The sequence below is a fragment of the Salinicola socius genome, assembly GCF_001937195.1.
Taxonomy (GTDB): Bacteria; Pseudomonadota; Gammaproteobacteria; order Pseudomonadales; family Halomonadaceae; genus Salinicola; species Salinicola socius.
In genome coordinates this window covers 192153-206974 of sequence record NZ_MSDO01000020.1, presented here as the reverse complement: position 1 = coordinate 206974, position 14822 = coordinate 192153, and the positions used below count along the sequence as shown (strand labels likewise).

Here is a 14822-nt window from a genome sequence, read left to right as displayed (position 1 = left end):
GCGGCTTATGACACCGGCCCGAAGCCGCCGGCAGTGCGCCAAATGGCAACCAGTCAGGAGAAGCATGATGAAGGTCGTCCACGTCAAGAATCCCGAGACCCGTGAAGCGTGTCTCGCCAAGCTGTGCGCCAGCGTCTACGGACAGGAAGCCGGCCTGGCGCCGCTGGTGACTTTCGCCGGCACACAGAGCGTGCTGTTCGAGCAAGAGGCGGCACGACTTTTCGCGCTGACCGAGGACGACGGTACGGTGCTATGTCTTGCGCTGATCTCGTCCGACGTGGACGGCGCGACCATGGAAGTGGGCATGCTGTCGACGCCGGAAGGGAAGGGCAATACCCGCCATAGCCGCCATCTCATCAAAACGCTGGCGGAGAAGGCGCCCCTGCGAGTGACGGCCAGCGACGACGACGGCGAGGCATTCTTCCGGCGTTGCGGCATCGAGCGCTGGGTCGAAGGCGAGGATGGACTGCGTATCGGTCTGGGGCCGCTGCATCCGGCGCCGGTGAAGGGCGTATTGCCCAGCATGGTGCGTTTCAACGCCGACGGCATCGTGCGCACCTTCAAGCAGGAGCCGGAGACGTTCGAGGATTACAAGACGCGTTTCGTCGCCGCGCTGGAACGCTACTCGAATATCTGCTGACGCCGGCGACCGTACGCTCCCGCGGTCGCCTGCCAGGGTGGCTGCGTACTCACCGCTCGGCACCGCAACCGCTGTCCACTTGACCCACCTCGAGAATGGCGCTTGGATGGCAGACCGAGCGTCATTAGCCCAATAAGGAAAACGTCATGGCCAAGCGCATTCAGTTCGCCCGCACCGGCGGCCCGGAGGTTCTCGAGACCGTCGACTTCGATCCCGCCACGCCCAAGGCCGGGGAGGTCAGGGTCAAGAACCACGCCATCGGGCTCAACTTCATCGATGTCTATTTTCGCAGCGGGCTCTATCCGGCACCGTCGATGCCGTCCGGACTGGGTACCGAGGGGGCCGGGGTGATCGATGCCGTCGGCGAGGGCGTGACCCATCTCGAAGTGGGAGACCGTGTCGCTTATGCCCAGGGCCCGCTCGGTTCCTACGCCGAATTCCACGTGCTGCCGGCGGACAAGGTCGTCGAGCTGCCGGAGGATATCCCCTTCGAGACGGCGGCTGCGGCCATGCTCAAGGGCCTGACCACGCAGTACCTGCTGCGTCAGACGTTCCCGCTGGAAGGTGGTGAAACCATTCTGTTCCACGCCGCCGCCGGCGGCGTCGGCTCGATCGCCTGCCAGTGGGCCAATGCGCTGGGGGTCAAGGTGATCGGTACCGTGGGTTCCGCCGAAAAGGCCGAGCTGGCGAAAAAGAACGGTGCCTGGGCGACGATCAACTATCGCGAGGAGAACGTGGTCGAACGCGTGCGCGAGTTGACCGACGGTGCGATGGTTCCGGTGGTCTATGATTCCGTCGGCAAGGACACTTGGCTCACTTCGCTGGACTGCCTGGCGCCGCGGGGACTGATGGTCAGTTTCGGCAACGCCTCCGGCGCCGTCGAAGGCGTCAATGTGGGCATTCTCAACCAGAAGGGCTCGCTCTATCTGACGCGTCCCAGCCTCAACGGTTACGCCGACACGCGCGGGCGCTTCGAGGAGATGTGCCTCGATCTGTTCGATATGCTCGAAAGCGGCAAGGTCAAGGTCGACATCGCCCAGCGCTTCAAGCTGGAGGAGGCCGGCAAGGCGCAGGAAGCCCTGGCATCGCGTCGGACCACGGGATCGACGATTCTCATTCCGTAACCCGATCGGATCTTTACCGTATGATACGAAAGCCGGTGCCGCGATATTGCGGCGCCGGCTTTTTCGAGGCCGCCAGGCGTCGTTCGAAGGTCAGTCGTCATTCGCACAAGGAGCGTGTCGATGCAGGATGCATATTGGGTCTACCTCATATTGGCATTGACCCTGGCGGCTTTCATCTGGGGACGATTTCGCTACGACCTGGTCGCCATGGCTGCTCTGCTGGGCGGTGTGCTGGTGGGGGTGGTACCGGCGGACGAGGCATTTTCCGGGTTCGGCCATCCGGCGGTGATCACGGTGGCGGCGGTGCTCGTGCTCAGTCGCGGTTTCGAGCACGCGGGAGTCGTCGACTGGATTGCCGAAAAGACGCTCAAGGCGGGTAGCCAACCCCTCTGGCAGCTGCTGGTGCTGACCACGACGGTGATCCTGCTGTCGGCGATCATGAATAACGTCGGCGCCCTGGCGCTGCTGCTGCCGGTGGCGGTTCGCGTCGCGCGCGAGCACGGCACGTCACCGTCGCTTCTACTGATGCCGCTGGCGTTCGGCTCGCTGCTGGGCGGTTTGATCACGCTGATCGGCACGCCGCCCAATATCATCATCAGCGCCTTTCGGGCCAGCCAGGGCGAGGGTGCGTTTCGGATGTTCGACTTCGCCCCCGTCGGTGCGGGCGTCGCCTTCGCCGGACTGGTATTCATGGTGCTGGTGGGCTGGCGCCTGACACCGCAGAGACAGGGTCGGGCCTCCGCCGACGAGCTGTTCGAGACCTCCGCCTATCTCAGCGAGCTGACGGTCGTCGAGTCGTCCAAGGCGGTGGGCTGGACGCTTCGCGAGCTTCGCGAGGTCTGCGACGAACCGGTGCCCATTCTGGGAATCGTCAGAGGTGAACGGCAGCACTCCGGGCACCGCTTCTTCGGGCCTTTGCAGGCGGGGGATATCTTGCTGCTCGAGGCCGGTCCCGAGGATCTCAAGCAGCTCGAGGACAAGGGCGGGCTGACCCTCGGCGCCCCGGCCAGGGAGGATGACGAGGCCAGGGCCGGTGAAGCGTCCAAGGATGCGACGGACAACCCCGGCGCGCGCGAGAATGACGCCAAGGCCTCGTCTGCCAAGGCGCCCAAGCTGGACACGGAAGACCTCCAACTGGTGGAAGCCGTGGTACGCACCGACTCGATGATGATTCGGCGAACCGTGACCCAGCTACGCCTGCTCAACCAGCATGGACTGCACCTGGTCGCGGTTTCCCGCGATGGCGCCCGGCTCAAGCAGCGCCTGCGCGAGGTACGCTTCCAGCCTGGCGACGTGTTGTTGCTCCAGGGCGATGAGAACGGGCTCAGCGATAGCCTGGCAACATTGGGCTGCCTGCCGCTGGCCAGCCGCAAGCTGTCGCTGGGGCAGCCGCGTCAACTGCTGCTGTCGGTGGCGATTTTCGCCGTAGCCATCGGCGTGATGATGTTCGATCTGTTGCCGGCGGCGATCGCGCTGTCGCTGGCGGCCCTGGTCACGCTGGCGCTGGGCGTGCTGCCTCTGCGCGAAGGTTACGACGCCATCGAAGGGCCGGTGATCGTGCTGCTGGCGGCAATGTTACCGATAGGCACCGCGCTGGAAACCAGCGGCGGGGCGCAGATGGTCGCCGATGGGATGATGACACTGGGCAGCGGCTGGCCACCGGTCATCACGCTCGTGGCCCTGTTCGTGATCACGCTGCTGCTCTCCAACGTGATCAACAATGCCGCCGCGGCGCTGCTGATGGCGCCGATCGCTGCCAGTCTCGCCAGCGGTCTGGATGTCTCCCTCGATCCGTTTCTGATGGCCGTGGCCGTGAGTGCGTCGTGTGCCTTTCTGACGCCGATCGGCCATCAGTCGAACACTCTGGTGATGGGGCCGGGCGGCTATCATTTTCGCGATTACTGGAAACTGGGGCTGCCGCTGTCGCTCGTCGTGATGGCAACGGCCATTCCACTGATTTTACTTATTTGGCCGCTATCGTGAGCCGATCATCGGTTATCATTGTCGAATCTCGATATCGGCGTCTGAACCCCGGGTTTGATCCCTTCAGGCGCATCCATTCAGGTCCCTGATGCCGGGTCACCGATGCCTGGCTATCAATGAATGTTAGGTCAGCCAAGATGACATCAGATTCCCTCGACGACAGGCTCGTGCCGTCAAGGCCAGTGCCTTGCCAGTCAGGCCGATTTCGAAAGAACCTGTTCGCGACCGCCGTTATCTCGATCCTGTTGACGGGCTGTGCTTCGCCCTATCACCCGCAGGGTTGGGAGTCGACTTCGCCCCAGCAGCAGCAGGCCGCGGCCCAGTCAGGGGCCAAGTCGGGCAAGAAAGATTCCGCTGCCAGGCGCAAGGCGTCAGGCGCCAACGCCGACATCGACAAGGCCCTGACGTCCGAAGGCGCGCAGGCGCAGACGTCGGCGCAGAAGAAGCGTCTGGGCGAAGCGACCTATTATGCGGCCTATTTCGAAGGACGACCGACAGCCAGTGGCGAGCCCTACGATAGCCGGGCGATGACGGCGGCTCACAAGACGCTGCCGTTCGGCACCAAGGTCAAGGTGACCGCGCTGGATACTGGAGAGAGTGCGGTGGTGCGCATCAATGATCGTGGCCCGTTCGTCGACGGGCGGATCATCGATCTCTCGCGGAAGGCGGCGGAACAGCTCGGCATGGTTCACGACGGTGCCGCCGAGGTGCAGCTCCAGGTGCTGGGGCAGTGATCTGAACGACCGAAGCCCCCGTCGTCGAGAGGGGGGCCTCGGTGTGGAGCGTGAGCCATCCTTCAGGCTGCGTCAGGCGGTGGTCTCATCCTCGGTGGTGGCGGATTCCGTCACTTCACGGCGGGTGACGAACGCATCGAAGGCGAAGTCATCGACCGTCAGCATGTCCAGCACCTCGGCTTCATGCGCCTGCATGAAGGCCGCATCCTCTGCGCTGATCACACCGGCCGTCAGCCCGGCATCGATCCACTGCTCGGGATGCAGCGCGGTTTCCGGCAGCGTTTTCTGGCTTCGCGCCTTGTTGAGCGTGCGATAGATCGCCTCGGCGCGCTCGGCGTTGGCCAGCAGGGCGTTGTATCGCGCCAGCGCATTCTCTTTCTGGCCCTCTTCCCAGGTATCCCAGGTGTTGCGGGTCAGCTTGTGACGCAGCGCGCTGTCGGTCGAGATCGCCTTGGCGATTTCGCGGGTCAGCGTGTCCTGCGGCTTGTGCCAGCGGCGCCCCAGCGGCTGGGTCACGAACGACAACGTGTTGCCCAGAACCCGGTTGGGCAGGTTGTCGAACAGATCGGTCATGGCCTGTTCGGCGCGATTCAACAGCAGCCGGCAGCTGTAGTGGAACAGGGCGGCTTCGTTGTCGACCCGATCCGTCTCGTGCCACTGCTTGAGCACCATCGACAGCAGGTAGAGATTCGACAGCACGTCGCCGAGACGCGCCGAGATCATCTCGCGCTGCTTGAGTTTGGAGCCCAGGCTGGCCATGGCGGCATCGGCGCAAAGGCTAAAGGCGGACGAGAGCCGTGCGGCGTCCTGCGCGTAGGGCGCGGCGATGGCGTCGAACGGCACGCTTTGCCTGCCCAGCCCGAGCGCCTGTGTGAAGGCGCGGGCACCATTGCCGAAGATCAGCCCGATATGGCGGAAGAACAGCCGATCGAAAGCGTCGAAATCATCGGCATCCTTGGCCGCCAGCTCCTTGAGAACGTAAGGGTGACAGCGGATCGCGCCCTGACCGAAGATCATCAGGTTGCGGGTCATGATGTTGGCGCCTTCGACGGTGATCGACACCGGGTTTGCGCTGTAGCCGATACCGAGATAGTTGCGCGGCCCGAGGGTGACCGTGCGGCCACCGTGGACATCCATGGCGTCGGCCAGGATGTCGCGCTGGAACTCGGTCAGTTGGCTCTTGAGAATCGCCGAGGGCACCGCCGGCTTGACGCCATGATCGATGGTGTTGGCGGTCTGCATTACCGCCGCCTGGGATATGTATGACTTGGCGGCGATGCGTGCCAGCGGTTCCTGCACGCCTTCCATATCCGCCACGGCGATATTGAACTGGCGCCGAATTCGGGTGAATCCGCCACTCCAGCCCACCGCGTACCGACCGATGCCCGCAGCGCCAGAAGGCAGCGTGATGCAGCGCCCGACCGACAGACATTCGACCAGCATGCGCCAGCCCTGGCCAGCCATGTCGAGCCCGCCGATCAGGTAGTCGAGCGGGATGAACACGTCCTTGCCGCGAATCGGGCCATTCATGAAGGGGCTGCCGATCGGATGGTGACGGCGTCCGATCTGCAAACCTTTGGTATCGCGGGGAATCAGCGCACAGGTGATGCCGATATCGCTTTCGCCACGCTCCAGCAGGTTGTCCGGGTCGAACATGCGGAATGCCAGTCCCACCACCGTGGCGATCGGCGCCAGAGTGATCCAGCGCTTCTCGAACGTCAGCTTGAGGCCGAGAACCTCTTCGCCGTCATGCATCCCGCGACAGACGATGCCGACGTCCGGAATCGAAGTGGCGTCGCTGCCGGCGCGCGGGCCGGTCAGGGCGAAGCACGGAATCTCGCGACCGTCGGCCAGGCGAGGCAGGTAGTGATCCTTCTGCGCTTCGGAGCCGTATTTCAGCAGCAGTTCGCCCGGGCCGAGCGAGTTGGGTACGCCGACGGTGCTCATCAGGGTTTCGTTGAAGGAGAGCTTCTGCAGCACCGCGGACTGCGCCTTGGCGGAAAATCCCAGACCGCCATAGTGCTTGGGAATGATCATCCCGAAGAAGCGCTCCTTCTTCAGGTATTCCCACAGCGCCTCGGGCATGTCGGCGCGCTCGCGAGCGATCTCCCACGCGTTGCACATGCCGGCGGCGACGGAGCACTGGTGATCGACGAACGCCTGCTCCTCCTCGCTCAGACCGGCATTGTCGAAGTCGAGCAGGGTCTGCCAGTTGGGGCGCCCGCTGAACAGTTCGCCGTCCCAGGCCACGGTGCCGGCATCCAGCGCCACGCGTTCGGTTTCGGAAACGCGCGGGGCGATTTTCTTGAACAGGGCGAACAGGCGCGGCGACAGCCAGGTGCGACGTATCGGCTTGAGGCCACAGACGGCCACGCCGATTGCCGCGATCAGCAGCAGCGTACCGATGACGCCGGCGTCCAGTGCCAGGCCGACAATACCCAGTACGGCCAGGACAGCGATTGCCGCAGGCGCGCCGGCTTCGCGACGCATGACGACCAGACAGCCGATGATGGCCAGGACGATGAGCAGCAGTGTGATCATGACGAGCTCCGGAAGGAAAACGAGAAATTCAGACGAGCGTTTGAATTTGATTTCAGACTAGCCGATCCCGCGGCGGCTGACTAGAGCTCTCGAGCTTATCCTTTGGGATAGCTGCGAAAGGGCTTCGAGAGATACGCTCCAGCAATCGGCTCGACATTGCGGACAGGCGATCGCCCGCCACGAGCGCTGGCTCGTGGCGGGGCAATCAAAGTGGCGGGGAGCCCAAGTGGCGGTGCAGCCTACGTAGCGCTGGCGTCGGTCGCGGATAGTCTTCTCGGCCGCAACCGGCGGTGCAGACGATCCAGGTAGAGATAGACCACCGGGGTGGTGTAGAGGGTCAATATCTGACTGATGATCAGGCCACCGATGATGGTGATACCCAGCGGCGCTCGCAGACCGGCATTCTCGTCGGTGCCGATCAGCAGTGGCACGGCGCCGAGCAGCGCTGCCAAGGTGGTCATCATGATCGGCCGGAAGCGCACCAGCGCGGCGTGACGGATCGCATCCTGCGGCGTCATGCCCTGGTCGCGCTCACAGACCACGGCGAAGTCGACCAGCATGATCGCGTTCTTCTTGACCACGCCGATCAGCAGGATGATGCCGATCAGCGCGATTAGGGTGAACGGTGTGTCCAGCGCCATCAGCGCCAACAGGGCGCCGACCCCGGCGGAGGGCAGCGTCGACAGAATCGTCAGCGGATGAATGTAACTCTCGTAGAGAATCCCCAGCACCAGATAGACCGTGACCAGCGCGGCCAGAATCAGCCACGGCATCGCCTCGATACCGCTTTGGGCCGCGCCGGCACTGCCCTCGAAATCGATCTGCACGTCGCTCGGCAGGTGCAGTTCGTTGACGGCCTGGCGGATACGCGCGGTGGCCTCGCCGAGCGATACGCCATCCTCGAGATTGAACGAGATCGTCGAAGCCGCGAACTGGCCCTGGTGGTTGACGCTGACCGGCGTGGTGCTGCGCTCGACGTGGCTGAATGCCGAGATCGGGATCATGTCGCCGTCGCTGCCGCTGACATGGAGATTGCCGATCGCCTCGGGCGCCTGGCGATAGGGCGCGTCCACCTCCATCACCACGTAGCGCTGTTCATCGGCGTTGTAGAGGCTCACCACCTTGCTCTGGGCAAAGGCGTTGCCGAGTGCGGTATCGATGGCGCTCATGTCGACGCCGAGACGCGAGGCGGTATCCCGATCCACGACCAGCTTGGCGGCCAGGCCATCGCCTCGGTTGTCACTGTCGATTCCGGTGATGCCATCGACCTGTTGCATCGCCTGCTGGACCTTCCTGGCCCAGTCGCCGAGCAGATCGAGACTGTCGCTCTTGAGCGTGATCTCGTACTGGGAAGCGCTGCTGGAGCGCCCGCCCACGCGGATATCCTGCAGCGGAAACATGAAAGTGCTGACGCCGGTCAGACCCTGCAGGCTGGCCATCAGGCGATTGCCGATCGCCTGCGTCGAACCCTGGCGTTCGGCCTTCAGGGTGATGAACAGCGTCGCCGAGGAGCCGCCCCGGCCCGGGCCGCCGCTGCCCATGAACCCCAGCACGCTCTCGACGGCCGGGTCGGCCTGCAGACGCTCGCGAACCTGGCCCAGCTTTTCCGAGACGGCGTCGAACGATAGCGCCTGGTCGCCGCGCATGGTGCCGAGCAGGCGTCCGGTGTCCTGATCCGGGATGAAGCCCTTGTCCACGGCGGTGTACAGATAGCCGTTGAGCACGATGACCGCCAGCAGTGACAGCAGGGTCAGGCGACGGTGCTTCAGCGCGATGTCCAGCGTCCTGGCGTAGCCGCGCAGGAACCAGCCGCCGAGGGCGACCAGGCCGCGCTCCCAGGCCGGCTGTCGCTGGCGCTCGGGCTGCGGCTTGAGCCAGCGTGCGCACAGCATCGGCGTCAGCGTCAGCGAGACCAGCAGCGACACGCCGATGGCCAGCGACAGCGTCACCGCGAACTCGTGGAACAGGCGGCCGATGAAACCGCCGAGCAACAATAGTGGAATGAACACCGCCACCAGCGACACGCTCATCGCGGTGACCGTGAAGCCGACCTCCCTGGCGCCGAGCAGCGCGGCCTGAAACGGCTTCACTCCTTTTTCGATGTGTCGCGCGATGTTCTCGACCACGACGATGGCATCGTCGACCAGAAAGCCGATGGAGACGATCAGCGCCATCAGCGACAGGGTGTCGAGCGAGAAGCCGAACGCCCACATCATCGCGAAGGTGCCGATCAGCGATACCGGGATGACGACACTGGGGATGATGGTGGCGCGGGCGTTGCGCAGGAACACGAACACCACCAGCACCACCAGCACCACCGCCAGCAGCAACGTCAACTGGGTTTCATGCAGCGAGGCCTGAATGCCCGGCGCGCGATCGAGCTGCACGCTGAGATTGATGTTCTGGGGCAGCAGACTCCGGACTTCGTCGAGACGCGCTCTGACGCCGGCGATGGTATCGATGATATTGGCGCCGCTGGCGCTGCTGATGACCAGCAGAACGGCGGGGAGGTCGTTCTGGAAGCCGACGTTGTAGCGATCCTCGACCCCGTCGGTGATGGTGGCTACGTCGCCCAGGCGCATCAACGAGCCGTCATCGCCGCGGGCGATCACGATCTGGCTGTAGTCGCTGGCCTTCAACAGTTGGGAATCGGTCTGGACCTCCCAGCGATGCTCGACCGTCTGCACGAACCCGGTGGGTGACTGATTCGTCGCCGCCCGCAGGGCACCGGCAACCGCATCGAGGGTGATGCCGGCGTGGTTGAGCTGGCGCGGATCGATCGACACGCGCACCGCCGGTGAAGAACTGCCGCCGACATTGACGTCGCCCACGCCCGGCACCTGGGCGATGGGCGGGGCGATCTTGCTGTCGGCGAGGCGATAGAGTTCGCTGGTGGGAATGGTGTCGGAGGTCAGCGAGAGAATCATCACCGGTGCCGAGGCCGGGTTGAGCTTGCGATAGTGAGGCCGGCTGGTCATGGCGCTGGGCAGCAGCGGCTGGGCATCGTTGAGCGCGGCCTGAACCTCTTGCGCCGCCACGTTGATGTCCTTGTCGAGATCGAACTGGATGATCACGCTGGTGGAGCCGTCCGAGCTCGACGAGGTCATCTCGGTGATACCGGGAATCCGGCCCAACGACCGCTCCAGCGGCGTCGCCACCGTCGAGGCCATGGTTTCCGGGTTGGCGCCGCTCAGGCTGGCCGACACCAGGATGGTCGGGAACGACACGTTGGGCAGCGGCGCCACCGGCAGCCGATCGTAGGCGAGCGACCCCAGCAGCACGATGGCCAGCGCCAGCAGAATCGTCGCGACCGGTCGGCGAACGAAGGGTGACGACAGACTCACGACGTGACCTCGGCACCGCTTTCGCTGTCACTGCGCCGCCAGCGCGAAGCCTGGCGGTCGAAGAACAGGTAGATCACCGGGGTGGTGAACAGCGTCAGCAGCTGGCTGAACAGCAGTCCGCCGACCATGGTCACGCCCAGTGGCTGGCGAAGCTCGGCGCCATAGCCGCTGGCGAACATCAGCGGCAGCGCACCCAGCAGTGCTGCGCAGGTGGTCATCATGATCGGCCGGAAACGCAGCAGTGCGGCGGTATGGATCGCCTTTTCCGCCGACATGCCGCGCTCGCGCTGCGCCTCCAGCGCGAAGTCGATCATCATGATCGCGTTCTTCTTGACGATGCCGATCAGCAGAATGATGCCGATGATCGCCACCAGCCCGAGCGAATAGCCGCTGATCTGCAGTGCCAGCAGGGCGCCGATGGCGGCGGACGGCAGCGTCGACAGGATCGTCAACGGATGGATGTAGCTCTCGTAGAGCACGCCCAGCACGATATACATGGTGACGATGGCGGCGAGAATCAGCCACAGCGTATCGGTGGTCGACTGGTTATAGGCCAGTGCCGAGCCGCGGTAATCCAGCGTGGTCTGATCGCTCAATGTTTCGGCCGCCGCCCGGTCGACGGCATCGAACGCATCCGACAGCGAATAGCCGTCGGCGACGGCGAACGACATCAGCGCAGAGGGGAACTGGTTCTGGCGCTGCAGCGAGAGCGGGGTGGTGCGCTCGGCCAGGGTCACCAGCGTCGACAGCGGCACCAGCTCATCGTCGTCGTTGCTGACGTAGAGGCGCGATAACGCTTCCGGGCCTTCGCTGTCGGTGGCGTTGGCCGCGAGCACCACACGGTACTGGCTGGCCTGGGTGAAAATGGTCGAGATCAGGCGCTGGCCGAAGGCATCGTAGAGCGCATCGTCGATGTCGGCGACGCTGATGCCGAGCCGCCCGGCGCGGGCGCGGTCGATGGTGACCTCGAGTTTGCGTCCCTCGTTCTGGATATCGCTGCTGACGTTGGCGATGGCCGGAGACCGTTCGAGCGTCTCCAGCAGTTTTTGGGCATCGCGGTTCAAGCCCTCGCGGTCGCCCTGGGTCAGTGCGAACTGATAGGGATAGCGGCTGATGGTGTCTTCCAGCGTCAGGTCCTGTACCGGCTGCAGCGCGAGCGACAGGCCGGGAATGTCATGGCTTTCGCGGCGCAGCCGAGTCAGCACGCTGTTCATGTCGCCGCGCGCGTCGAGCGGCTTGAGGTTGATCGAGAGTCGTCCGCCGTTGAGCGTGGTGTTGGTACCATCGATGCCGACGCTGGACGAAAGACTTTCGACCGCCGGATCCTCGAGCAGCCGGTCGACCAGCTGTTGCTGGCGTGCCGACATCGCCTCGAACGAGGTCGACTGGGTCGCGGTGGTGATGCCGCGGATGACGCCGGTATCCTGCACCGGGAATAGCCCCTTGGGCGTGGCGAGGAACAGCACGGCGGTGACGCCCAGGGTGGCGACCGCGACCAGCAGCGTCAGCGTCTGGTGACCCAGAATCCAGTCCAGTGCATGCTCGTAGCCGCGGGTCAGCCGGCCGAACAGGCCCTGGCGGTTGCGAACCATGGCTTCGTCATCCGCTTCGGCGTCGCCTTGCGTCGCGCCGGCGGCCTGTGGGCGCTGCTTGAGCCAGCGCGCGCACAGCATCGGCGTCAGCGTCAGCGAGACGAAGGCGGAGATCAGGATCGAGATCGCCAGCGTCAGCGCGAATTCGCGGAACAGCACGCCGACCACGCCGCTCATGAATACCAGCGGTATCAGCACCGCCAGCAGCGAGATCGTCAGCGAGAGAATGGTGAAAGCGATCTGGCGGGAACCCTTGAGTGCCGCGGCCAGCGGCTTTTCGCCCTTCTCGATGTAGCGGGTGATGTTCTCCAGCACCACGATGGCATCGTCGATGACGAAGCCGGTGGCGATGGTCAACGCCATCAGGGTCAGGTTGTTGAGGCTGAACCCCGCCAGATACATCGCTCCGAAGGTGCCCACCAGTGACAGCGGCACCGCCAGGCTGGGAATCAGCGTGGCCGGAATATTGCGCAGGAACAGAAACGTCACCATCACGACCAGGCCGATGGCGAGAATCAATTCGAACTGCACGTCCTCCACCGCGGCGCGAATGGTGGTGGTGCGGTCGGTGAGTATGTCGACATCGACATTGGCCGGCAGGGTGTTCTCCAGTCCCGGCAGGTTCTGCTTGATGGCGTCGGCGACACCGACGACGTTGGCGCCGGGCTGGCGCAGCACGTCGATGAGGATGGCGCCTTCACGGTTGGCCCAGGCCGAAAGGTAGGCGTTCTCGGCACCGTCTTCGACGGTGGCCACGTCCGACAGCCGCAGCACCGAGCCGCTGTCGCTCTTGAGAATCAGATCCCGGTAGCCGCTCGCCGACAGCAATTGATCGTTGGCGTCGATACTGTAGGCGCGGTAGGGGCCGTATAGCGTTCCCTTGGCCTGATTGACGTTGGCGGCATCGACGGCGCTTCGCACCGCGGCGAGATCGAGCCCGTAGGCGGCAAGCTGGCGTGAATCGACGCTGATGCGCACGGCCGGCTGGTGGCCGCCGGCCAGCTTGACCTGTCCCACGCCGCTGATCTGGGCGATCTTCTGCGCGATGCGGGTGTCGACCAGATCGTAGACCTGGGTCAGCGGTAACGTCTTCGAACTCACCGCCAGCGTCATGATCGGGGTGTCGGCCGGATTGACCTTGCTGTAGCTGGGTGGTCGGGGCAGGTCGTCGGGCAGCAGCGTCTCGGCCTGGTTCAGTGCCGCCTGGACCTCCTGCTCGGCGACGCCCAGGTCGGAATCCAGCGAGAAGCGCAGCGTGATCAGCGAAGCGCCGCCGGTGCTGGTCGAACTCATGTCCTCCAGCCCCGAGATCTCGCCCAGCTCGTCCTCCAGCGGGGAGGTGACGTGAGAGAGCATCACGTCGGGACCGGCTCCGGGATAGAGCGTGGTGACCTGAATCGTGGGGAAATCCACTTCCGGCAGCGACGAGATGGTCAACAGCCGATAGGCCATGGCGCCGGCGATCAGGATCGCCAGCATCACCAGTGACGTGGCGACCGGCCGCAGGATGAACAGGCGGGACGGATTCATGATGCGCTGCCGTCACCGTCGTCGGTAGCGGCAGCGGGATCCGCCACCTCGTCACTCGACTCTCCCGGCAGCGCATCGCTGACCACGCGTACCTTGGCGCCTTCGCGCAGGCTGTCGACACCGTCGACGACCACGCGCTCCCCGGCTTCGACGCCGGAGGAGAGGGCGCTCTGCGAGTTCTGGGTCGCCACCAGCGTCACCTCGCGACGAGTGACGGTGCCGTCGTCCTTGACCACGTAGACGTAGTTGCCGTCCTGCCCGGTCTGTACCGCCGGCTCGGGTACGATGACCTGGTCGCGCAGGATCTGCGAGACCAGGCTGACATCGACATAGGCGTTGGGGTAGAGACCGCCGACCGGGTTGTCGAAGGTGGCGCGCAGGCGAATCGTGCCCGTGGCGCTGTTGATGTTGCTGTCGATACTGCTCAGTTGACCCGAATAGGTCTCGCCATCGGTCCCGGTCACGCTGACCGTTGGATGATCGCCATCGGTCAGGCCGCTGCGCACGGTATCGACATAGCGGCTGGGCAACGAGAAGATCACCGAGATCGGGTCGAGCTGGGTGATGGTGACGATCGGATCATCGTCGCCGAGCTGGACGATATTGCCCGGATCGACGTTGCGGATACCCACCACGCCGGTGATCGGGGCGACGATGTCGGTGTAGTCGAGCTGCACCTGAGCGCTCTGAACACTGGCCTGATCGCTGGCGACGGTGCCCTGATACTGGCGCACCAGCTGGCGCTGCTGTTCCAGTTCCTGACGCGAGACGTAGTTGGTCTTGATCAGCTTCTCGTAGCGCGCCAGATCTTCTTTCGCCGAGGCCAGTTGGGCCCGATCCTGAGCCAGTTGGCCTTTCGCCTGATCCAGCTGTGCCTGGTAATCCCGCGGATCGATCTGCGCGATCTGCTGGCCTTTCTGGACCGTGTCTCCCTCCTCGAAATTCACCGACAGCAGCTCACCCTCGACCCGTGGCCGCACCGCAACGCTGGAGAGCGGACGCACCGTGCCCAGCGCGGTCAGTTCGATGGGAAGATCGCCCTGGCTGGCCGCCACCGCGGAAATCGCCGTTGCCGGCGCACCACGCTGACCGTCTTCCGCGGCCGGCGTGTCGGCGCCGCTGTCTCCACCGAACCAGTAGTAGGCGCCACCGGCCACGATGACCACAACCAACAGAATCCACAGCCAGCGCAACGGTCGGCGGGAGCGAGACGACGAAGAAGAAGACGGCATGGCGGACAACGATCCTTGTGCTAGCTGAGTAACGAGCGTGCTACATAAGTCGAACGATGAGTGATCGAACTAGGGTAAAGGCGAACTCAGTGTAAAGGAACA

At 64.5% G+C, this 14822-nt stretch carries 8 protein-coding genes; 4 read left to right on the top strand and 4 right to left on the bottom strand.

Translation table 11 applies throughout. The annotated features are described in order from the left end of the window. Window positions 1–64 precede the first annotated feature (64 nt). From BTW07_RS13960 to BTW07_RS13945, 4 genes are all read left to right on the top strand, one after another. Window positions 65–640 carry a hypothetical protein gene (locus BTW07_RS13960; protein ID WP_232823803.1) on the top strand — a complete coding sequence of 192 codons (576 nt, stop codon included), beginning with the start codon at window positions 65–67 and terminating at the stop codon, window positions 638–640. Between the two features lie 146 nt (window positions 641–786). Continuing rightward, on the top strand, window positions 787–1764 hold the full coding sequence (locus tag BTW07_RS13955) for an NADPH:quinone reductase (protein WP_075570782.1): 978 nt from the start codon (window positions 787–789) through the stop codon (window positions 1762–1764). 120 nt (window positions 1765–1884) lie between these two features. Continuing rightward, window positions 1885–3747 carry an SLC13 family permease gene (locus BTW07_RS13950; RefSeq protein ID WP_075570781.1) on the top strand — a complete coding sequence of 621 codons (1863 nt, stop codon included), beginning with the start codon at window positions 1885–1887 and terminating at the stop codon, window positions 3745–3747. Window positions 3748–3992: 245 nt separating this feature from the next. Then, window positions 3993–4481 (top strand): septal ring lytic transglycosylase RlpA family protein, encoded by a 489-nt coding sequence (locus BTW07_RS13945; RefSeq protein ID WP_075570780.1) that lies wholly within the window; start codon window positions 3993–3995, stop codon window positions 4479–4481. Between the two features lie 72 nt (window positions 4482–4553). Here BTW07_RS13945 and BTW07_RS13940 read toward each other — a convergent pair whose 3' ends face one another. The 4 genes from BTW07_RS13940 to BTW07_RS13925 all read right to left on the bottom strand — a co-directional run bounded on the left by BTW07_RS13940 (window position 4554) and on the right by BTW07_RS13925 (window position 14720). Beyond that, window positions 4554–7022: an acyl-CoA dehydrogenase gene (locus BTW07_RS13940; protein ID WP_075570779.1), complete on the bottom strand. Its 2469-nt coding sequence runs from the start codon at window positions 7020–7022 to the stop codon at window positions 4554–4556. A 239-nt stretch (window positions 7023–7261) separates the two neighbouring features. Next, on the bottom strand, window positions 7262–10366 hold the full coding sequence (locus BTW07_RS13935; protein WP_075570778.1) for an efflux RND transporter permease subunit: 3105 nt from the start codon (window positions 10364–10366) through the stop codon (window positions 7262–7264). Continuing rightward, a complete protein-coding gene (locus BTW07_RS13930; RefSeq protein WP_075570777.1) occupies window positions 10363–13488 on the bottom strand; it encodes a multidrug efflux RND transporter permease subunit in 3126 nt (1041 codons plus the stop codon). Before BTW07_RS13930 ends, BTW07_RS13935 begins: the two co-directional genes overlap by 4 nt. After that, complete coding sequence (locus tag BTW07_RS13925; protein WP_075570776.1) at window positions 13485–14720, bottom strand: efflux RND transporter periplasmic adaptor subunit; 1236 nt, start codon at window positions 14718–14720, stop codon at window positions 13485–13487. The genes BTW07_RS13930 and BTW07_RS13925 overlap by 4 nt, the downstream gene beginning before the upstream one ends. Between the last annotated feature and the right edge of the window lie 102 nt (window positions 14721–14822).